The sequence below is a fragment of the Oceanobacter antarcticus genome (assembly GCF_044962685.1).
GTDB classification, from domain to species: domain Bacteria; phylum Pseudomonadota; class Gammaproteobacteria; order Pseudomonadales; family Oceanobacteraceae; genus Oceanobacter; species Oceanobacter antarcticus.
The window spans coordinates 36,797-58,446 of record NZ_JBBKTX010000003.1 but is presented as its reverse complement, the minus strand read 5'-3'; the positions used below and the strand labels follow the sequence as shown (position 1 = coordinate 58,446).

The following is a 21,650-nucleotide window of genomic DNA, read 5'->3' as shown; positions in this document are numbered from 1 at the left end:
GTTGGCGGGCTATCATTACTGCTGGGGCGGTGTCTGTCACTCGGGCATATGGCTTAGTTTGTCAGGGTTTGCTTTCAGACAAAATTCTGAGTTCACTTCCGGGTACAGGCTCCTGGCAGGCGTTAATCGATATCCAGCTTTTTGCAACGATAACGCAGTGCCCGGAAGCTGATCCCAAGCTTTTCGGCGGCGGCGGTCTTGTTCCAGCGGGTAGCCTCCAATGCCTGGGTGATGGCACTGCGTTCAATGTTTTCCAGATAGTCTTCCAGATTGCTGGTTTCGATGGCGGCGGCCGGGTCGATGGCGGGCATCAGTAATCGGGTGGCGGGGTCTTTATCATGCACGGGCAGATTCAGATCGAGCTGGTTAATCTCATCGCCTTCCGCCATGGTGACGGCTCGTTGGAGGATGTTTTCCAGTTCCCGGACGTTGCCGGGGTAGTTGTAGTCCATCAGGGCTGCCATGGCATCACGACCGACGCTGGCTTCCGGCATGCCCCATTCGCGGCTGTATTTACGGATAAAGTGATTAATCAAGGTGGGAATATCTTCCTGCCGTTCACGTAGCCGGGGTACGGCAATCTGGATCACATCAAGGCGAAAAAACAAATCCTGGCGGAAGCGTTCTTCTTCTACCATTTTAGCCAGATCCTTGTGGCTGGCGCTGAGAATGCGGACGTCGATCGGAGATTCATGCTCGCTGCCGACGGCTCGGGTGGCTTTTTCTTGAATCACTCGTAGCAGTTTGGCCTGCATGTCGAGGGGTAATTCAGCGACTTCATCAAGGAACAGGGTGCCGCCTTCTGCCGCTTTGAAAAAACCATCCTTGTCAGCACTGGCACCGGTAAAGGAGCCACGTTTGTGGCCAAAAAATTCGCTTTCCATCAGGTCTTTTGGAATGGCGCCACAGTTAACCGGAATAAAAGGGTCATCGGCACGAGAGCTCTGATGGTGGATCAGTCGTGCGACCAGTTCTTTGCCGGTGCCGGATTCGCCGTGGATAAATACCGGTGCCTGGGTTCGGGCGACTTTCTGGATCTTGTCCTTGAGCGCCATCATGGCGCCAGAACGCCCTAGCAGGGCATCGCTGGAAGGCAGGGATTCCAGATGTACCGGTACACGGGTCAATTGTAATGCCGCTGCAACCAGCTCACGCAAACGGGCAATATCCAGCGGTTTGGCAACCACGTCAAAAGCACCGGCTTTTAACGCCTCAACCGCCATATCCATGCTGCCATAGGCGGTGATCATGGCGACTGGCATATCAGCGTAGCGAGCATGGCACAGCTGGATAATCTCCAGGCCGTTGCCATCCGGCAGTTTCATATCGGTGACGCAAAAGTGGTAAGGCCGTTCGGCGAGCAAGGCTAATGCCTCACTGACGTTGGCGGCCTGGTAACACTCCATGTCCATGCGACTCAGGGTCAGAGCGATCAGCTGGCGTATATCCGGCTCGTCGTCGATGATCAGGGCGGAGTATTTTTTCATAGGATAATGTCCGTTCTTAATGTCAAGCGGAAACAGGAACCCGACCGGGTGCGATGATACTGGATGTTGGCCTGGTTGGCTTCGCACAACTCGCGACAGAGGTAGAGTCCCAGACCGGTGCCATTGTGTTCTGTGGTAAAAAAGGGTTCGAACAGCTGTTCGATTTGTTCATCAGCAATCCCCGTGCCGTTATCCAGCACATCAAGTAGAAGCCGGTTATGTTCCTGGGCTTGTGCCGAGAGAACCAGGCGGGCGTTGTCAGGTTGTTGCCTGATCGCATAACGCAGGCCATTGGCGCACAAATTGTGCAATATTTGCTGCAAGTGATCCGGGTCAAACGCCACTTGCTGGTGTTCATGACAGCGAATCACCAGCTGAAACGATTGGCCTTTTTGCATGGCCATAAACTGTTCACGAAAGTGCTCGAGCCAGGGCTTTAGCCGTAATACTTCTATGGCTGGTTGGCGCTTGCGGCTGAGTTGCAGGATGTCTTCCACCGTACGGTTGATACGCATGCAGTGCTGCTCGATGACCTGGCTGAGATACAGTTCTTCTTCCTTGAGATACGGGGTTTCTGCCAACAACTGGCTGGCCTGGCGCAAGGCACTGAGTGGATTACGTATTTCGTGGGCGATACTGGCGGTCAGACGTCCGAGTGAGGCCAGCTTGAGTTGTTGCGCTGTCGCGGCAATGCGAGACTGGTCTTCCATAAACACCAGATAGTCGCCTGGCATGGAATCCGGCAGTGGCATCCTGCTGACCAGCAGGGATTCACCGTATATCTTGAGTGCGTGCTTGCGGCCTGGCTCCGTCAGGGCAATGAGCAGGGGTTGGGGCAGGGTTGCTTCATCACTGATACCAAGCCAGCGTTGCGCCTGCTGGTTAAAAAACAGAATACGGTTATCGCGGTCGCAGGCAATAATGCCATTGGGCAAGTCCGCCAGTGCCTGCCAGCTGATCTTGCTGAGACGGCGTAATCGTAATGACTGGTCTCTGGCCAGTTCCAGTGCGCTGTTCAGGCGACGGGACAGCGCCTGGGTCAGGGCCGCGAGTAAAAAACATAAAAAACCGTAAACACCGGAATTAACCAGTTCGCCTGCCTGATAGTGTTCTGGCCAGAAATGCTGGATTACCAAAATGGCCAGGGTGGTCCAGGCGGCGACTGCAAACCCGAGCACTCCGGGTGCCAGCAGGTTGGCGATCACTACACAGATAAGAATCAGACTGGAAAAACCAGTATCAAGCCCGCCGGAGGCAAACATCAGTACCGAGAGGATCGCCGTTTCGAGAAAGAAATAACTGGTTGCTAGTTGAACATGGGGGCCGAGGCTGGCAATGGCAACAAAGCTGGCCGCGACCATGACATAAAGTACCGTCGCAAGCAGACTGGCATGAGGCGCGTCGTGGCCAATCAGAGCGGTACCACCGGTGGCGTGTACCGCCATGATCAGCAAGGCAAGGAGCAGAGAGTAATAGCTGTAAATTTTTAGCAGGCGCTTGCCGTTGACAACCAGATCGCTCACGTTAGACGACATGTTAAATATCCTTTCGGCTACTGGCGTTCACCTGGCCAGGCGCTAATGTGTTTGCCTAACCGGCGGAATTTCCAGACAATACTGCGGAAAAATAGCAGAAGGTAACGCGACAGCATGACAGAGTCACTTCTCATCGCCATGGCGCAATGCAATTTTCTGGTTGGCGATATTGCCGGCAACTGTGATTTGATGCTCAGCGAAGTGGACGCAGCACGTAACCGTGGCGTCGATCTTATCCTGTTTTCCGAGCTGGCGCTGACCGGTTACCCACCAGAAGACCTGTTGTTGCGACCAAGTTTGCAACTTCGTGTTGAAACCGCCATAAAACGGCTGGCGGCTGCCAGTCACGACATTGCTATTGTGGCCGGCTTTCCCTGGCGTGAGGACGAGCGTCTCTATAACTGTGCTGGTGTCTGGTATCAGGGCGAATCACTGGGGCGTTACGCCAAACAATGTTTGCCAAACTATCAGGTGTTCGATGAAAAGCGTTATTTCAGCGTTGGCGACCAGCCCCTCGTTGTTAATATCGCTGGCGTGCATCTGGGTTTAACCATTTGTGAAGATATCTGGTACACAGGGCCGGCAGAACAGTCCGTGGCCGCTGGTGCCGAGCTGATTCTTAACCTGAACGCCTCGCCCTTTCATCTTGGCAAGCAAACCGAGCGCCTGACCGTCTTGCGTGAGCATATTGGTCGCCTGGGAGTGCCGATTGTGTACGTCAATCAGGTGGGTGGGCAGGATGAATTGGTCTTCGATGGTGCCTCGTTTGCTCTGGATGCCACTGGCCTCTGCGTTGCCCAACTACCGGAATACCAGGCAGCAACGGCTGACGTCCGGTTTTCAGCCAGTGTTTTGCAGGCTGCGAATGCGGCACCGGTGGTGGAAGCCCACGAACATGAACTGGCCAGTCTCTACAACGCGCTGGTGTTGGGAGTGCGTGACTACGTCAATAAAAACCATTTCAAGGGCGTTATTCTGGGGCTGTCAGGCGGTATCGATTCAGCGCTGACACTGGCCATTGCCGTGGATGCTCTGGGGGCTGATCGGGTTCAGGCTGTGATGATGCCATTTGCCTATACCTCGGATATGAGCAAAGAAGACGCCGCGCAGCAGGCGCAGGTTATGGGAGTACGTTATCAGTCGATTTCGATTGCTCCGATGTACGAGCAATTTATGGGTGCTCTGGCGCAGGAGTTTGCCGGTTTACCCGTTGATGCCACGGAAGAAAACCTGCAGTCCCGCTGTCGAGGTGTGTTGTTGATGGCGATCTCGAACAAGACGGGCTATATGGTACTGACCACCGGCAACAAAAGCGAAATGGCGGTGGGTTATGCAACCCTGTATGGCGATATGGCGGGTGGTTACGGGGCGCTGAAGGATGTCTACAAAACACGGGTATTCGCACTGGCACAATATCGTAATTCGATCGGTGAGGGTGAGGTAATACCGCAGCGAGTGATTGATCGTCCGCCATCGGCGGAACTGGCGCCCGATCAGGTGGACGAAGACAGCTTGCCGCCTTACCCGGTGTTGGACACCATACTGGAAAATTATATTGAGCAGGACATGAGTGCCGAGGCGATTATTGCCAGTGGCTTCGACCGCGATGATGTGATGCGGGTGCTGCGTCTGGTTGACGTAAACGAATACAAACGCCGTCAGGCACCGGTTGGCGTCCGAGTAACTCGGCGTGGTTTTGGTCGTGATCGGCGCTATCCGATCACCAGTGGTTGGCGGGCTGGTATCTGAAATCTGTCAGATGAAGTGAATAACCCGGCCCCGGATGTTGGTTGGACGTGTATTCCGGGGCCGGTTGTGTTCAGTTGCTTGTATTTCGGCCATCGTTACAAAAGTGGCCTGAAAATGTGGTCTGGTATCGAGTTATTTACTCAAGCCAAAGGAGAGGATTTCCAGCCAGCTGCGCCGATCTGTTTGTGCCAGACCGCTGTTCTTGAACTCACCATTCCGTAGTTGTGGGTGCTGTGGGAAGTTATATTTCAGCAGTGCCAAAGCGTCATTAGCTTCTGCTGTCATCGATAGCTCCTGATAGGCTTCCGTCATCATCACCAGGCCATCGGCAACCGCAGCGGTACCTGGATACTCAGATACCACCTTGTTGGCCCGGTTGGCAGCTGCCATAAAGGCGTGACGTTTCATATAGTAGCGCGCCACGCCAATCTCGTAACTGGCCAGGCGTTCACGCAGATAGAGCATACGTGCGCGGGAGTCGGCGGTATAAGGGCTGTCCGGGAAGCGGGTCAATAATTCTGAAAAATACTGGAAGGCATCGCGCAGCGGTGTTGGGTCACGCTTGGCAACATCATCGGAAAAACGCCGTTCCACCATGGAAAATCCCATTTCGTAGGTGGTCAGCGCGCGAATGTAGTAGGCGTAGTCGATTTGTTCATGCAGCGGATGCAGGCGGATAAAGCGTTCGCTGGCTTCCAGGGCGGTTTCCAGATCGCTGGTTTTGAAATAGGCGTAAATCAGCTCCAGTTGAGCCTGTTCGGCGTATTCCCCAAAAGGGTACTGGGACTCCAGCGCCTTGAGCTTTTCAATGGCAATAACGTTGCTGTTTTTATCCAGCGCGGTTCTGGCTTCTTTATATAATTGTTGCTCGGTTTGTTCTTTGGGTTTGTCCGGATTTCCGGAGCAGGCGACCATCAAGACAGACAATAAAATCAACAGCCAGCGGCACGTCATGGAGCGGATTCCTAATTGTGGATATACTTCGCTAAAGCGCGGTATTAAAACACAGTCACAGCACAGTCCCAACCGATTGGCGGTTCTGACGTCTGGTATCGCATCGACCCTCCCCGATTTGGCAGACTATGACCAATCAGATCTCTAGCAGTATTCAGGTTCCCTTTGATCAGGGCAACAAACGACTCGACCAGGTAGCAGCGCAACTGTTCCCTGACTATTCACGCTCACGGTTGCAACAATGGATCAAAGAGGGACAGCTTACGGTTGATGGCAAGGCCTGGCGCGGGCGTGACAAACTCACCGGCGGTGAGACGTTGGTACTGGAAGCGGAGCTGGCCCCCGAAGGTGACTGGCAGCCAGAGGCCATCGACCTCGATATCGTCTACGAAGACGATCATATTCTGGTGCTCAACAAGCAGGCTGATCTGGTGGTGCATCCGGCGGCTGGCAATCGTGAAGGCACCTTGCTAAATGGCTTGCTGCATCATTGTCCGGCGCTGGCCAATATTCCCCGTGCCGGTATCGTACATCGGCTCGACAAGGACACCACCGGACTGATGGTGGTGGCCAAAACCCTGCAAGCCCAGGCGCATCTGGTCGCACAACTGCAGGATCGCACCATGGGACGTGAGTACGAAGCGGTGGTTCAGGGGCACATGACCGGCGGCGGCAAAGTAGATGAACCGATCGGTCGTCATGGTACCCAGCGCACCCGTATGGCGGTCAATCCTATGGGTAAAGACGCGGTGACCCATTACCGGGTATTACACAAGTTTCCTACCCATACCCATATTCGCTGCAAACTGGAAACTGGCCGTACTCACCAGATCCGCGTGCATATGACGCACATTGGCCATCCGCTGGTGGGTGATGCCACCTACGCTGCCCGTACTCGCCTGACCAAGGGTATTGGCCCTTCCTTGCGTACCATGCTGCAAAACTTTCCACGTCAAGCGCTGCATGCCAAGGCGTTGGGATTATTGCACCCGGTTGAGCAGGAATGGATGGAGTGGGAAGTGGACTTGCCAACCGACATGATCGAACTGCTTGAGATGCTGGAGGCTGACCGGCGTGGTGCGCACGACATTTGAACTGATCCGGCCAGACTGGCCCTTGCCTGCCGGGGTACAGGTGGCATTCAGTACGCGCCGGTTACTGAGTGGGCCGGTTTCTGCGGTGCCCTGGGATGGTGCCAATCTCGGGCTGCATGTCGGTGATAATGCACAGCAAGTACGGCAGCACCGTATCCGCTTGCAACAGCAGTTACCCGCTGTGCGTGCCATTCAATGGCTTGATCAGGTGCACGGCACTGAATGTCGGCACGCTTGTGGGAACGAGATTGTGTTGCCAGCAGATGCCTGCTGGACAGCAGAGCCAGGCCTGGCCTGTGCCGTCATGACGGCAGATTGTTTGCCGGTGTTGCTGGTCAGTGCAAATGGCCAACAGCTTGCAGCGATACACGCCGGATGGCGTGGTCTGGCTGCCGGTGTGCTGGAACAGGCCCTGACCTGTTTTAGTGGTAGCGTCATGGCCATGCTGGGTCCCGCCATTGGCCCGGCAGCGTTTGAAGTCGGGCCAGAGGTCAGGGCAAGCTTCGCCGGGGCGCCGGCAAGTTGCTTTTATCGCGGTCACGGCGATCGTTATCATGCCAACCTGCATGCGCTGGCGCGCTGGCGGTTGGAACAGGCGGGCGTCGAGCGGATATTCGGGGAGGAATGGTGTACTTATCGGGAAGCGACGCGGTTTTATTCCTTTCGTCGGGATGGCCAAACCGGTCGGCAGGCCAGCCTGATTTGGCGCGAGTAGCTCAGGCGGTTATTGTTTTTTGCAATAGGTGTCCATTATCTTGCGGGCTTTCTGTTGTTCGCGCTCCCGTTCAGCGTCCGTCAACGGACGGTATTCACCGGTCTCCTGGTCTTTGAAGCGACGGCTGTAATTACTGCTGAGCTTGCCCATATAGGTCTGGCCCTGCTGGCAATACTTGTCGGCTTCTTCGCTGGACACTGCGGGTTCGTCGGAGTCTGGCTGTTTTTCCTCAGCCTTTTTCGGATTGGCAATGTCCACCAGGGATCTGCCTGTGGCGGGCGGTGTGGCAGGGCGCGAAACCTGCACATCATAGGTTTCTGCTGTCGCCTGTTGCTCATGGGGAGGCTGTGAACCAAAGTGAATCTGGCCACTTTCATCTGTCCAGCGGTATACCTGTGCTTGCACCGGGCTGGTTACCAAGGCTGGCCATAGCAGTAGCGCCACTGCTGTCGAGAGCAAACATTTCATAATCACCTGTGATATCAACAGAACCGGGATGTTGCGAACACTATGGCAACGAGCTGATAAGTCAAGGAAATAGCCGTTATTCTGGCATCCCGCAGGCCGCGTGTTCTCTGGACAAACAGCGCTATGGTGCTAAAATTGCACAGCTTTTGCCGGATTGAGCAGCCAACACCCCCGTGCTGATCTCTGGCAGCCATGGCCTCTGGACCAGGGTTATCCTCCGATCCAGTTCCAACCCGCAGTTTATGACCAGACTCCGGGACTCTGATGAGCAACTACAAGTTATTCATCCTCACCGGGATCCATCCGCTTTCAGGGCGTGATGACGCTGATCCCGCAATTTTTATTTCACTCATGCTCTGACAAGAGCTTGTGCAAGAGGATAAGTACGGTGGAATTACTTTCCGGCGGAGAAATGTTGGTTCGTGCTTTGCACGAGTCAGGCGTTGAATACATCTATGGCTACCCGGGCGGCTCATTGCTGCACATTTACGATGCCGTCTATAGACAAAGTGCCGTCAAACACGTTCTGGTCCGTCACGAGCAGGCCGCAGCCCATATGGCTGATGGCTATGCCCGCGCGACCGGTAAAGCCGGTGTTGTGATGGTGACTTCCGGCCCTGGAGCGACCAATACCATTACCGGTATTGCTACTGCGTTTACGGATTCTATTCCAATGGTTGTCATTTCTGGTCAGGTGATGAGCCATTTGGTCGGCGATGATGCCTTCCAGGAAACGGACATGCTGGGGGTTTCTCGCCCAGTGGTGAAACACAGTTTCAGCGTTCGCCGCCCGGAAGAAATTCCAGAGCTGGTGGCGAAAGCGTTTTATATCGCCAGCACCGGTCGTCCCGGCCCGGTACTGATTGATATACCGAAAGATATGACCATGCCGAATGAGCGTTTTGAATACGTTTATCCGAAAAAGGTCAAACTGCGCTCTTACACACCGCCTCAGCGTGGCCACTCCGGCCAAATCAAGAAGGCGGTTGAATTGCTGTTGAGCGCCAAGCGTCCGGTTATCTACAGCGGCGGTGGTGTGATCATCGACGGCAGTTCAGATAAGCTGCGGGCATTGGTGGATCGCCTGAACTTCCCATGCACCAGCACATTGATGGGGCTGGGGGCTTATCCCGGCACGGCGGATCGTTTCCTTGGTATGTTAGGGATGCACGGCACCTACGAAGCGAACGTGGTGATGCACCACGCCGATGTGGTGCTGGCGGTAGGCGCTCGCTTTGATGACCGTGTGACCAATGCCACGACCAAGTTTTGCCCGGACGCCAAGATCATTCATATCGATATTGATCCATCGTCTATTTCCAAAACCATCACCGCCGATGTGCCCATTGTCGGGCCAGTGGGTACGGTGCTGGACGAAATGATGGCATTGCTGGATGAAGCTGGTGAAACACCGGATGCCGATGCGATAACCTCCTGGTGGAAACAGATCAACGAGTGGCGTCCGCGTCATGGTATGCGTTACGAAAAAAATGAAAACGGCCTGATGAAACCACAGGAAGTTATCGAAGCGCTGTGGACTGCTACTCAGGGAGATGCCTACGTCACCTCCGATGTTGGCCAGCATCAGATGTTTGCCGCTCAGTACTACAAGTTTGACAAGCCCAACCGCTGGATCAACTCCGGTGGCCTGGGCACCATGGGTTTTGGTTTTCCGGCCGCGATGGGGGTGAAGATGAACTTCCCCGATCACGAAGTGGTGTGTGTCACGGGTGAAGGTTCGATCCAGATGAACATTCAGGAAATGTCGACCTGCTTGCAGTACGGTATTCCGGTAAAAATCGTCTGTCTGAACAATGGTTCGCTGGGTATGGTACGTCAGTGGCAGGACATGAACTACGAAGGGCGACATTCCCATTCCTATATGGAATCACTGCCCGACTTCGTTAAGTTGGCCGAGGCCTATGGCCATGTGGGTATTCAGGTGAAAAGCCGCGATGAATTGCCGCAAGCGCTGGACGATGCCTTGAATAAATACAAGGATCGCCTGGTATTCCTCGATGTAGCCGTTGACCCGGAAGAACACGTTTATCCAATGCAGGTGCCTTTGGGCTCCATGCGCGACATGTGGCTGAGCAAGACGGAGCGTACCTGATATGATGCGACATATTATTTCTATCCTGCTGGAAAACGAACCGGGTGCCTTGTCGCGTGTAGTCGGACTGTTTGCCCAGCGTGGCTATAACATTGAAACCCTGACGGTTGCGCCTACCGAAGACCCGACCTTGTCGCGTCTGACCATGACCACCCATTGCGATGATCGCAAGATCGAACAGATCACCAAACAGCTCAATAAGCTGATCGAGGTGGTCAAGCTGGTGGATCTGTCTGAGGGTCAACATATCGAGCGCGAACTGATGCTGATCAAGGTGAAAGCCGTGGGAGCCCAGCGTGCTGAAATCAAACGGACGGCAGATATCTTCCGTGGCCAGATCGTCGATGTGTCACCCAGTGTGTACACCATCCAATTGACTGGCGCGACCGATAAACTGGAAGCCTTTATTGAGGCGATTGGTTCGACTGCAGTGCTGGAAACCGTGCGCAGTGGTGTGTCGGGTATTTCTCGTGGTGAGAAAGTCCTGAGCCTGTAGCCTTCGCTCTTTGCCCTTCGCGTCAGTCTGGCCATAAAAAAACCCCGTTGAATGACTTGCGCTTCAACGGGGTTTTTTTATGGGGTTAACCAGTGATTGGGCTTAAACCCGATACGTTGCACTGGTCATGACCTTGGAAATAGCAGTCATGGCCATTTTTACCGGCAATGGAAATTTCTGGCCACCAGCATCCAGTGCGGTAGTGGCGTGTTTGGCCTCGTCTTCCAGCATTTGCAACAGCACCGCCTTGCTGCGTTCATCCTGAACGGGCAATGCACTGATATGGGAGGTCAGATGCTTGCACACCTGTTGTTCTGTTGCGGCAACAAATCCCAGGCTGACCTTGTCACCAATTTTACCCGCTGCGGCACCGATACCCAGAGATAATCCATAAAACAGCGGATTCAGCAGGCTGGTACGGCCGTCCAGCTCCTTGATGCGAGCTTCACACCAGGCCAGGTGATCAATTTCTTCTGCGGCGGCTTCTTCCATGGCACCACGCACATCCGGCAATCTGGCTGTTAACGCCTGCCCCTGATACAAGGCCTGGGCACAGACCTCACCGGTATGATTAATGCGCATCAGAGCGGCGGCATGTTGGCGCTCGGCGTCGCTCATCTCATGTTGCTCGCGCTGGAGGGCTGGGGAGGGGCGAGCTGCTGAGGCAACGCCGGGAACGAGGGTGCGAAGGGCTTGGTCGGCGCTGCCAATCAGGCGATCTAACAGGGAAAACTGGCGGGTATCTTGCTGGCTCATAACGGGTCTCTCCGCAACGCGGGCATGGCAGGCCATACCCGGAAAACTGAATCGGCTGACAGTTTACGTTTTTCTGCGTTCTGATGCATGATCCGTATCATCGCTATTCAGCCATAACCATAACACTCCTGGCGTCAGCCAGTCTGACAGAGAGAGCCAATAGAATGCAGGATGTACACGACCTGGCACTGATGCTGGAGCGCCATACGCCGATTCTGGTGATTGAAACTCACGAAGAACCCCGAGCGCTGGACTTGCTGACTCGTCTGGCCATCAAACGCGGGGCAGCATTGCAACAATGGACTCTGACCGACGGCTTGCGGCGGCTGGGTTTTGGTGAAGAACCGGGACTGGAGCAAAGTGAGGTGCCCGAACGGGCGTTACTGCATATCAAGCAGCAACAACAGGGCGGTATTTTTGTCTTTTGCGATTTGCATCCGTTTATCGCAGAACCACAGATAGTACGGCTGCTCAAGGATATTGCCTTGCAACATATGCATGCCGGAAAAACCCTCGTGTTACTCAGCCACCGCCTTGAGGTACCTGATGAACTGATGCGCCTGAGTGCCCGTTTTCAGCTGCAACTGCCGAATGAACAACAATTGATGACCCTGGTACAGGAAGAGGCACGTCGTTACGCTGCCCATAGCGGTACACGGGTAAAAACCGATGAACCAACACTCAAGCGCCTGGTGGCCAACCTTCGTGGTTTGACGTATTCCGATGCCCGCCGACTGATTCGTGGTGCGATAGTCGATGATGGTGCGATCACGGCAGAAGATGTACCGGAAGTCAGTCGGGCCAAACTCCAGTTGATGGATATGGACGGCGTGATGGGATTTGAGTACGACACCGCCCGTTTTGGCGATGTGGCTGGTCTGGATAGCATGAAGCAGTGGCTGCAACAGCGCCAGCAGGCGTTCCTCGAAGCCGATACCGATCTGCGACCCAAGGGCATGTTGCTGTTTGGTGTGCAAGGCAGTGGTAAAAGCCTGGCGGCAAAGGCGGTGGCTGGCAGTTGGGGAGTACCCTTGTTGCGTCTGGATATGGGTGCCTTGTACAACAAGTTTTTTGGTGAGACAGAACGTAACTTGCGGGAAGCGTTGCAGCTTGCCGAACTGATGTCACCCTGTGTCGTGTGGATCGATGAAATCGAAAAGGCGCTGGCTGGAGACAGCCAGGACAGTGGCGTCAGCCAGCGTTTGTTGGGTACCTTGCTGACCTGGTTGGCCGAGCGCAAACAGCCGGTGTTTGTGGTGGCGACCGCCAACAATATTCATGCCTTGCCACCGGAACTGATGCGCAAGGGTCGTCTGGACGAAATCTTTTTTGTTGATTTACCCGATGCCAGTGTACGGGAAGCAATTTTCCGCATCCACCTGGGCAAGCGCGGTCATGATGCCGACGCAGTCGATCTGGGGGTACTGGCAGCCGCGACGGAGGGATTTTCCGGCGCAGAAATAGAACAAGTGGTGGTTGCTGCCTGGTATGCCAGTGCCGAAGCCGGCAAGACAATGACCACTGAGCCGTTACTGACGACCCAACAACTGGTCGCGGCAGCCAATGCAACGCAGCCGCTGTCGGTCACTATGGCTGAGCAGTTACAGCGCCTTCGGCTATGGGCCGCCGGGCGTGCGGTGTCCGCGAATTAGCAGGTTACGTCAGTGGGTACTGGACGGTCGTTGCGGACGATACTTGAGTTCCAGCAGTGCTCGCTTCAGGCGTTCGCCACTGGCAGGTTTGGCTAACAGGTGATAGATACCAACCGCATGGGCCTGTTCTCTGACCGAGCTGATGCTGAGACCCGTGAGCATTAATACGTTGGGCTTGGGGCTGATCGAGGCGTCATCCTGAATGCGTTGCATCAGTTCAAGCCCGTTCATGACCGGCATATCCTGGTCAATGATGGCACCATCAAACGCGTGTCCGGTAGCGGCCTGATTACGCAGCATGGCCAGGGCTTCCTTGCCGCTGTAGGTGCTTTCAACACGCACTCCCCAACGTCGGATCTGCTTTTCAATCACTTTCCTGAGCGAGGCGTTATCGTCAACGATCAGGATGTGCATACCAATCAGACTATCATCGTGACCCGGTTGTATTGATGTTTCTGCGCTTTCAGGCTCCAGTGGCAGGTACAGGGTAAGAGAACCCGCCTGGGTCGTCAGGCTTTCCATTTCCAGCGATGCCTTCATAAAGCGGATCAGATGACGGCTGACGGTCAGATTCCAGGGCGTTTCGCCGTTTGATTGATGGGTGCTGCAGAGCAGATCCAGCATGATTCTCAAATCGTCGCGATTGGTGATGGTGCCATGTAACTGAATCTGGATCGACACACCATGAACTTGGCCCCGGTTGCTACGCAGAGGACTTAAATGCGTGCTGATTTCACCTTGCTCGGTGTAGGCCAGTAGTCGGGCGTAGAGGTTATGCAACAGGGTTTGCAGCCGATTACGGTCACCCACCAGCCGTGCGGGCAGGTCTTCTTCCTGGTCAACCATCAGTTCAACCTGTTTACGGTTGGCTTCCAGTTGAAAGTGCACCAGTACCTGGTTGGTCAGGGAAACCAGATCAAAGGCACGGGTGTCCAGCTCCAGATGATCATCCTGAATCTTGGCCAGCACCGAAATTTCGTTGGCGACGTGCAGCATTTCCCGCCCGGCCTGAGCAATGGTTTCGGTGAAATCACGCTGGCCATCGGTCAGTGGAGTATCCGACAATAATTCATTCATGCCCAATACGCCGTTAATGGGAGTGCGCAGTTCGTGGCTGATTTGTGACAGAATCGCCGGGTTGATCGCAACGCCCCGGTTGGGTGATTCCAGAAACTGGTCACTCTTGCGGGTCAGGCGCAAAACGGCCATGACCATACAGGCGGTCATAACGGACGGTAACAACAATGCCATCCAGCTATTGATGGAATCAAACTCCAACAGGTTATTACTGATGAACAGGATCAGTAATACACCGCCAAGATTTGCCATGGTGCCAGTCAGGAACCAACGCTGCGCTGATGGGTGGCGACTGCTGCCAATACCGAGCAAGATCGACAGGACTAATTGCATCAGCATCACCAAAACAGGTGCCAGAGTTTCGCTATAGCTGCCGGGCAAGGACGTTAGCAGTATGGTGCCGAGGATTGATAAGCCGGTACAGCCCAGTAATATCTGACGGAACAACCGGGCGTGCTGGCCTTTCCAGCCAAGGAAGTAGACCGCCAGAGATTGACAAGCCATGGTCAGGCCGGTGGCCAGCTCGGTAACAATTTCCGAATGCTCGAGGTCAAGATTCAGTAACAAACCCAACTGGCCCAGCCAGCTAACCATAAATACCGTTGATGCCAGACAGTAGCCCGATGCACACCAGGCTAGCCAGGAGCGGCGCGTTAAGGCCAGATTGATAAAGTAGGCTGCGGTTGCCATTAGCCAGCCAGCGACCAAGCCAATCAAAATGGATTGACACTGTTCGTTTTGCAGAAAACGTTGTGGTGTCATCAGCCGCACATCGGTATTGATCAGGCCGCCGCTCGACAACGACAGCAGATAACTTTGTGTTGTCATTGCCGGTAATGTTAACAAGAACGGATGGGCCTGCTGATAACTGCCTGAAGGTGCAGTAAAGCCGTTGACAACTGCGATGGCATCACCGTGACTGATATCAAACATCGACACAGACGGGATATGGTTATTGGACAGCGCCAGTATGACCTGCTTATCTATCGGAAACGGATTATAAAGACTGATGCGTAGCCAGAAGGTGGAATGGCTGACCCCAAAATGGAGGTTCTCGGAATGGCTTGGAGTAAAGCGCAATTGGACTTGCTGGGTCAGTATATCGTCAATGGATAACGACGATTCCGGGTCTTCCAGGATCGAGACGTAGCTACTGATCGAATGATTAAAATCACTTTCCGGAATCAGCACCGGACTGCTGGCCCAGCTACTGTTGCTTAGGCATAGTAGCCAGAGCAGCCAGAGCAGTCCCGCTAACCATGATGAATCAAATAGCCTTTTTGCCTGATCTGCCATGGGAATCCCTTGCGAGTCTGACAGGGCAGCAATAAAAATCTGCCCTGCCACGCGTTGTGGTACAGAATTGTGGTACCGGATGGGTTGTATTGGATTATAGTACCGTGTTGTTACTGTTTTCCCGTGTAATGGCACGATAGCCAATGTCGGTACGATAAAACATATCTTGCCAGCTAACCCGCTGCGCCAGCTCATAAGCGGCCTGTTGGGCCTCACCGACGGTGTTACCCAGTGCGGTGGCACAGAGTACACGTCCGCCTGCGGTCAATACATCGCCATTGTCCGCAGTTTGGGTTCCGGCATGGAATATCTTGCGATTGGTGCCGTCGTCGTCGGGCAGTGAGATAACATCGCCCTTGCGGTAGTCGGCCGGATAACCACCGGCAGCCAGTACTACGCCCAGTGCCGGGCGGTCATCCCAATCGGCTGTTTCGCTATCCAGCTGGCCTTCCAGCGCAGCCAGGCAATGAGCCACCAGGTCGGATTTCATCCGCAGCATGATTGGCTGGGTTTCCGGATCACCAAACCGGCAGTTATATTCAATCACCTTGGGCGTGCCGGTGGCATCAATCATCAGGCCAGCATAGAGGAAGCCGGTGTAATCGTTGCCTTCTGCGGCCATGCCCTGAACGGTCGGGTAGATGACTTCTTGCATAATGCGATCGTGAATGGCTGTCGTCACAACCGGGGCCGGGGAATAGGCACCCATACCGCCAGTGTTGGGGCCAGTATCGCCATTGCCAACCCGTTTGTGATCCTGGCTGGTGGCCATGGTCAGTACATTCTTGCCATCAACCATGACAATAAATGAAGCCTCTTCACCACTGAGGAATTCTTCAATCACCACCCGGCAACCGGCATCACCAAAGGCATTGCCGGACAGCATGTCCTGTACGGCCGCTTCGGCCTGAGCCAGGGTTTCTGCGACGATCACGCCTTTGCCGGCCGCCAGGCCATCCGCCTTGACCACAATCGGTGCGCCCTTTTCACGCAGATACGCCAGCGCTGGTTCAAGCTCGGTGAAGTTCTGGTAGTCTGCGGTGGGGATCTGCTGCCGAGCCAGGAAGTCCTTGGTGAAAGCCTTGGAACCTTCCAGCTGGGCTGCTCCGGCAGAGGGGCCAAAGATTTTCAGGCCTGCTGCCTGAAACTGGTTAACCACTCCGCCAACCAAAGGCGCTTCAGGGCCAACGATGGTGAGGCCGATATTGTTGGTTTGCGCAAACTGCTGTAAGCCATCGAAATCCATCACGTCAATGGCGACGTTTTCCATATTGGCTTCGCGTGCGGTACCGGCGTTACCCGGCGCCACGAAAACTTTTGTTACCTGCGGCGATTGCAGGACTTTCCAGGCTAACGCATGTTCGCGGCCACCCGAACCTATGATCAATACTTGCATATTGGTACTCCGAACAGCCAGTCGTCGGAAATCCGACGGCTGGCACAATGATGTATTCTGATATTTGCCGCTGATGTCTGACATCCGGCTATTTATCAATGACGGAAGTGGCGCATCCCGGTAAATACCATGGCGATGCCTGCTTCGTCGGCAGCCGCAATGACTTCGTCATCACGGATCGAACCTCCGGGCTGGATGATGGCTTTGATGCCATTGGCCGCAGCATTGTCGATGCCGTCGCGGAACGGGAAGAATGCGTCCGATGCCATGACTGCCCCTTCGACCGGCAGACCGGCATGTTCAGCCTTGATGGCCGCGATACGGGCAGAATTTACCCGGCTCATCTGGCCAGCACCCACCCCGACCGTCTGGCGGTTTTTAGCGTAGACAATGGCATTGGATTTAACAAACTTGGCCACTTTCCAGGCAAACACCAGGTCGTTCAGTTCTGCTTCGGTTGGGGCGCGTTTGGTGACTACTTTGAGGTCATCGACGTTGATCATGCCATGGTCGCGCTGTTGCACCAGCAAGCCACCGTTCACCCGTTTGAAGTCCAATGCCTGGACGCGTTCGGTTGACCACTGGCCGCACTCCAGCAGGCGGACGTTTTTCTTGGCTTCGATGATGGCTGCGGCTTCGGCACTGACCGATGGCGCGATGATCACTTCGACAAACTGACGCTCGACAATGGCTTTGGCGGTGTCGGCATCCAGTGCGCGGTTAAAGGCAATAATGCCACCAAAGGCCGATTCGGTATCCGTAGCAAATGCCAGATCGTAGGCTTTACGAATACCACCGTCGTCTTCCGGCACAACCGCTACCCCACAAGGGTTGGCGTGCTTGACGATCACACAGGCGGGTTTGGTAAACGACTTGACGCATTCCAGGGCGGCATCGGTATCGGCAACATTGTTATACGACAGCTCTTTCCCCTGCAGCTGTTTGGCGGTAGCGATAGACGCTTCTTGTGGATTGGCTTCCACGTAGAAGGCCGCTTGCTGGTGCGGGTTTTCACCGTAACGCATGTCCTGCGCCTTGATGAACTGGCTGTTGAAGGTCTGCGGGAAGTGCAGGCGGTTTGCGACGCTAAGTGTTTCTTCGGACTGGTTGATGGTGCCGAGGTAGTTAGCAATCATGCCATCGTAGGCTGCGGTGTGTTCAAACGCTTTTAATGCCAGTGCGAAACGGGTCTTGTAACACAGGCCTCCGGACGTGAGTTCGTCCAGTACACTGCGGTAATCCGTTGCGTTCACCAGAATAGCGACGTGTGCGTGATTTTTGGCGGCAGAACGCACCATGGTCGGGCCGCCGATATCAATATTTTCAATCGCCAGCGGCAGGTCGCAATCCGGGCGGGCGACGGTCGCGGCGAACGGATACAGGTTGACTACCACCATATCAATGGCATTGATGCCATGCTCAGTCATAACGGCATCGTCCTGTCCGCGTCGAGCCAGGATGCCGCCGTGTACTTTCGGGTGCAGGGTCTTGACGCGACCATCCATCATTTCCGGGAAGCCGGTGTAGTCAGAGACTTCCACTGCCGCTACCTGGTTGTCACACAGCAGTTTGTAAGTACCACCGGTGGAGAGAATTTCGACTCCCAGCGCGACCAGGGACTGGGCAAATTCAACAATGCCGGTTTTATCGGATACGCTGATCAGGGCGCGGCGAACAGGCGTGTTGCCTGGCTGGGACGGTGCGGTTGGAGTGCTGTGGCTCATGGTATTCCTGGCAACGGGTTGGAAGACATTCGTCGAAGTCTGAAAAACAAAAAGCGGCCTTGCAGCCGCTATTATCTGTACGTACGGGTGTTAGAGCATGCCGTACTGCTTGAGTTTCTTGCGCAACGTGCCACGGTTCAGACCAAGCACAACAGAGGCCTTGGTTTGATTGTCGCGAGTGTATTTCATGACGGTTTCGAGTAGTGGCACTTCCACCTCCGACAGTACCATGTCGTAGATACCGGCCACTTCCTGGCCATCAAGCTGGTCGAAATAGTTCTGTAACGCTTTTTCGACACTGTCACGCAGGGTCTGGTTTGACGCCACGGGTGTTTCCAATCGGATGTGCTGTTCTGCTGGTTCGGTCACCGTATCAACCTTCTTGATATATGCTTGGGTGTTCATGCTGCAATCTCCCTCGAGTTCCTGATCCCCAGGAAAAACTGACGAACGGCGTGTCCTTGTTCGTCGATGGAATTCAACTGATTGAACTGGCGGCGAAACTGTTCACCACCGGGTTGGCTGGCGAGATACCAGCCAACGTGCTTGCGGGCAATACGTAGCCCAAGGTAGTCGCCGTAAAAGGCGTACAAAGCCAGCAGGTGATCCTGCAGGGTGTTGTAAATCTCATCTGGCCGAGGCGCTTGCGGCTCTGCTCCGGTGGCCAAAAAATGATTGATTTGCCGAAAAATCCAGGGATTTCCCTGGGCTGCACGACCGATCAAGACGCCATCGGCACCGGTATAGTCCATGACCTCAACCGCTTTCTGTGGAGAGGTAATGTCACCGTTGGCGAACACCGGAATGGACACCGACTGCTTGATTGCACGAATGGTGTCGTACTCGACGGTGTTCTTGTAGCCACAGGCACGGGTACGGCCATGAATCGCCAACGACTGGATACCGAGTTCTTCCGCCAGCGTTGCGATCACGTCTGCATTACGATGTTCAGGTTCCCAGCCGGTACGCATTTTCAGCGTTACCGGGACATCAACGGCTTCGACAACGGCTTGTAATATGTCTCGCACCAGACCTTCATCTTTCATCAGTGCCGAGCCAGCGGCCTTGTTACACACTTTTTTGGCCGGACAGCCCATGTTGATATCGACAATATGGGCTCCGTGCGCCACGGAGTAACGGGCACATTCTGCCAGTGATTCCGGATCCCCCCCGGCAATCTGGATAGCAACCGGCTCTGGTTCGCCGCTGTGATCCAGCCGTTGCCGTGACTTGCGGGTCGCGCGCAGGTCGGGGTTGGCAGCAACCATTTCGCCAACAACAAGGCCAGCGCCGAGATGTCGACACAGGCGACGAAACGGAAGGTCAGTCACCCCCGCCATCGGTGCCAGCACGGCCGGGCTGGTTAGCGTGTATTTACCAATTGTGGGCATGAATAACTACGAGTTGGTCAAAAAGTGTGCGGAAAAAAGTGGCGCTATCATACTCGGATGAATCGGTTGAATAAAGACCACTTTGCCAACAAATATGTCATTTTTCTTACGGTTTGCTACCCGTCTACCGGTTATTGATTATCCACCAGTTGCACGGCATAGCTGACAGCGTTTTGTCCAGGGTCAAGAATTTCGAGCGCGACGTGTACTGGCGTTTTGCTGGGCATGCTGCTTTGACCGGCAACTTCTCCGGCGAGGTATTCCGCCGGTGTAAACTGGCGGCTGGCAATAACATTTTCGTTCAAATCCCTGAATATCAATGCCAGGTCAGGAAATGGCTGGTCAAATTCAGAGTTGTTCAATATCAGTGTATCGACCACCAAAGCATTGGCAATGGCCGGGTGGGAGCGCACCACCAGGTTGCGGGTCGACATGGAACGCACATCCTGAACATGTGGCAAACGGCAACCAAACACGGAACAAAGCGACTGGTACACCGGACGCCAGCTCGGAGTTCTTGCCCACTGGTCAAAATTGAAATACAGCACCTGACCGGCCAGCAACACCAGCAAGGCTACGGTGGCGACCAACCAACCGGTTTTGGCCCGTTTTTGCTTTTCAGCATCCAGTTGCAGCGGGGTTGCCTGAATGTTACCTGTCAGCTGCTGGTGACGAGGTGGTTGTCCAAAGCCGGGAGGCAAGCCATTGTCAGCGCGGTAATCGGTATTGCTCTGGTCTTCTGGTTGCTCGTCAGCCAGGGCGAAGCGGATGGGTGTTTTGTTGGCGGAAGGAGGTTCGTCGTCTGCTTCCGTATTTTCTGGTATGGCGACGGTGGCGGCGGGGCGTTTGAATTGTGCTTCCTCGCTGCGAGTGGTAACCAGACCAAGCTCACGGGTAATTTCTTCCGGTGGTGAGTCGTCATCAAGCAGCGCTCTGGCCCAGGCTTCGTCGTCATCTTCCTCTTCCTCGATGTTTTCCAGTTTGCTGACGTCGTAACTGAGCGGATGGTTATCCATGGAATCGAGGTTGATCAGCGAATCGTCAATTTCAAGACCGGATCCGGGGGCGGGGCGATCAAGGTGTTCGGGAGCACGTAACCCCAGATCCGCAAACGGATCGTCTGAGATGCTCTCGTCGCCATCGTGTGGTTCGCCGATGCTGTCCATTTCGTCGTGGATCAGCAGGTCGTCGTCATCAAGCTGGCTGTCTTCCGCTTCCGGGGGGCTGGTGTCGTCGCCATTCAGACTGTCGAAGATAGCCTTGTCGAGAAAACCACTGTTGTTATCGTCCAGATTATCATCGTCGGCACTGCCAAACAGGTTATCGAACAGCTCGTCGGAGGATACTTCCTGCTGGGATTCAAGATTGACGGAATCAAAATCATCGTGAACCTCGGCTGGTATGGCTGTGGCGGGTGGTGGGGTGCTTGTATCTGCCGGTGTACTTGTCGCTGTTGAGGACGTCGGAGCCTGAGCGGTGGGCTTGGGACTGGCTGGTTTGGCAGCACTTGCCGGTTCGGCTGGCGTCGGTTTGTGCGTCGGAGCCGCTGTCTTTGTCGACCCTGCAGAATGGCTGTCAGCGGCTGTTTTTGACGCCTCTGCAACCGGGTTCACAAGGTGATTTCGTGCATTAAATACTTGCAGGCAAGAGCCACAGCGGACATTCCCCTTCGCAATCGTGAGGTGTTCGTCGCGGACGCGAAAGCTGGTCTGGCAATGTGGGCAGCGAGTCACATGCGTGGCCATGA

The 21,650-nt window shown here is 54.8% G+C and carries 17 protein-coding genes; 6 read left to right on the top strand and 11 right to left on the bottom strand.

Annotation, left to right across the window (positions count from 1 at the left end; all coding sequences use genetic code 11):
- Nucleotides 1-122: 122 nt before the first annotated feature.
- A complete protein-coding gene (locus WG929_RS03105; RefSeq protein WP_416204852.1) occupies nucleotides 123-1,487 on the bottom strand; it encodes a sigma-54-dependent transcriptional regulator in 1,365 nt (454 codons plus the stop codon).
- A complete protein-coding gene (locus WG929_RS03100) occupies nucleotides 1,484-3,022 on the bottom strand; it encodes a sensor histidine kinase (RefSeq protein WP_416204851.1) in 1,539 nt (512 codons plus the stop codon). Before WG929_RS03100 ends, WG929_RS03105 begins: the two co-directional genes overlap by 4 nt.
- Before the next feature lie 114 nt (nucleotides 3,023-3,136).
- On the opposite strand from WG929_RS03100, the gene WG929_RS03095 reads away from it, so the two are divergent.
- Nucleotides 3,137-4,771, top strand: a complete 1,635-nt coding sequence (locus WG929_RS03095) for an NAD+ synthase (protein ID WP_416204850.1) — start codon at nucleotides 3,137-3,139, stop codon at nucleotides 4,769-4,771.
- 132 nt (nucleotides 4,772-4,903) lie between these two features.
- Here the strand turns inward: WG929_RS03095 and WG929_RS03090 are convergent, their stop codons facing one another.
- Nucleotides 4,904-5,725, bottom strand: coding sequence for an outer membrane protein assembly factor BamD (locus WG929_RS03090; RefSeq protein ID WP_416204849.1), 822 nt, complete (start codon nucleotides 5,723-5,725; stop codon nucleotides 4,904-4,906).
- A 128-nt stretch (nucleotides 5,726-5,853) separates the two neighbouring features.
- On the opposite strand from WG929_RS03090, the gene rluD reads away from it, so the two are divergent.
- Nucleotides 5,854-6,819 carry a 23S rRNA pseudouridine(1911/1915/1917) synthase RluD gene (gene rluD, locus WG929_RS03085; protein ID WP_369855171.1) on the top strand — a complete coding sequence of 322 codons (966 nt, stop codon included), beginning with the start codon at nucleotides 5,854-5,856 and terminating at the stop codon, nucleotides 6,817-6,819.
- Nucleotides 6,800-7,534, top strand: a complete 735-nt coding sequence (pgeF, locus tag WG929_RS03080; protein WP_416204848.1) for a peptidoglycan editing factor PgeF — start codon at nucleotides 6,800-6,802, stop codon at nucleotides 7,532-7,534. Before rluD ends, pgeF begins: the two co-directional genes overlap by 20 nt.
- A gap of 9 nt (nucleotides 7,535-7,543) precedes the next feature.
- Here pgeF and WG929_RS03075 read toward each other — a convergent pair whose 3' ends face one another.
- A complete protein-coding gene (locus tag WG929_RS03075; RefSeq protein ID WP_416204847.1) occupies nucleotides 7,544-8,002 on the bottom strand; it encodes a DUF4124 domain-containing protein in 459 nt (152 codons plus the stop codon).
- 388 nt (nucleotides 8,003-8,390) lie between these two features.
- Between WG929_RS03075 and WG929_RS03070 the strand changes: the two genes are divergently transcribed.
- On the top strand, nucleotides 8,391-10,115 hold the full coding sequence (locus tag WG929_RS03070; RefSeq protein WP_416204846.1) for an acetolactate synthase 3 large subunit: 1,725 nt from the start codon (nucleotides 8,391-8,393) through the stop codon (nucleotides 10,113-10,115).
- Nucleotides 10,116-10,119: 4 nt separating this feature from the next.
- On the top strand, nucleotides 10,120-10,611 hold the full coding sequence (gene ilvN, locus WG929_RS03065; protein WP_369858076.1) for an acetolactate synthase small subunit: 492 nt from the start codon (nucleotides 10,120-10,122) through the stop codon (nucleotides 10,609-10,611).
- A gap of 102 nt (nucleotides 10,612-10,713) precedes the next feature.
- On the opposite strand, the gene coq7 is transcribed toward ilvN, so the two are convergent.
- On the bottom strand, nucleotides 10,714-11,367 hold the full coding sequence (gene coq7, locus WG929_RS03060) for a 2-polyprenyl-3-methyl-6-methoxy-1,4-benzoquinone monooxygenase (protein ID WP_416204845.1): 654 nt from the start codon (nucleotides 11,365-11,367) through the stop codon (nucleotides 10,714-10,716).
- 164 nt (nucleotides 11,368-11,531) lie between these two features.
- Between coq7 and WG929_RS03055 the strand changes: the two genes are divergently transcribed.
- On the top strand, nucleotides 11,532-13,019 hold the full coding sequence (locus WG929_RS03055) for an AAA family ATPase (protein ID WP_416204844.1): 1,488 nt from the start codon (nucleotides 11,532-11,534) through the stop codon (nucleotides 13,017-13,019).
- A gap of 9 nt (nucleotides 13,020-13,028) precedes the next feature.
- On the opposite strand, the gene WG929_RS03050 is transcribed toward WG929_RS03055, so the two are convergent.
- The 6 genes from WG929_RS03050 to WG929_RS03025 all read right to left on the bottom strand — a co-directional run bounded on the left by WG929_RS03050 (nucleotide 13,029) and on the right by WG929_RS03025 (nucleotide 21,648).
- Nucleotides 13,029-15,392 (bottom strand): 7TM-DISM domain-containing protein, encoded by a 2,364-nt coding sequence (locus tag WG929_RS03050; RefSeq protein WP_416204843.1) that lies wholly within the window; start codon nucleotides 15,390-15,392, stop codon nucleotides 13,029-13,031.
- 94 nt (nucleotides 15,393-15,486) lie between these two features.
- Nucleotides 15,487-16,788 carry a phosphoribosylamine--glycine ligase gene (gene purD / locus WG929_RS03045; protein ID WP_416204842.1) on the bottom strand — a complete coding sequence of 434 codons (1,302 nt, stop codon included), beginning with the start codon at nucleotides 16,786-16,788 and terminating at the stop codon, nucleotides 15,487-15,489.
- Between the two features lie 95 nt (nucleotides 16,789-16,883).
- Nucleotides 16,884-18,512, bottom strand: coding sequence for a bifunctional phosphoribosylaminoimidazolecarboxamide formyltransferase/IMP cyclohydrolase (gene purH / locus WG929_RS03040; RefSeq protein WP_416204841.1), 1,629 nt, complete (start codon nucleotides 18,510-18,512; stop codon nucleotides 16,884-16,886).
- Between the two features lie 90 nt (nucleotides 18,513-18,602).
- The gene (fis, locus tag WG929_RS03035; RefSeq protein ID WP_369855162.1) at nucleotides 18,603-18,917 is read right to left on the bottom strand and encodes a DNA-binding transcriptional regulator Fis; all 315 of its coding nucleotides are present in this window, start codon (nucleotides 18,915-18,917) and stop codon (nucleotides 18,603-18,605) included.
- The gene (dusB, locus tag WG929_RS03030; protein WP_416204840.1) at nucleotides 18,914-19,903 is read right to left on the bottom strand and encodes a tRNA dihydrouridine synthase DusB; all 990 of its coding nucleotides are present in this window, start codon (nucleotides 19,901-19,903) and stop codon (nucleotides 18,914-18,916) included. The genes fis and dusB overlap by 4 nt, the downstream gene beginning before the upstream one ends.
- A gap of 131 nt (nucleotides 19,904-20,034) precedes the next feature.
- Nucleotides 20,035-21,648 (bottom strand): DUF3426 domain-containing protein, encoded by a 1,614-nt coding sequence (locus WG929_RS03025; RefSeq protein ID WP_416204839.1) that lies wholly within the window; start codon nucleotides 21,646-21,648, stop codon nucleotides 20,035-20,037.
- Nucleotides 21,649-21,650 lie beyond the last annotated feature (2 nt).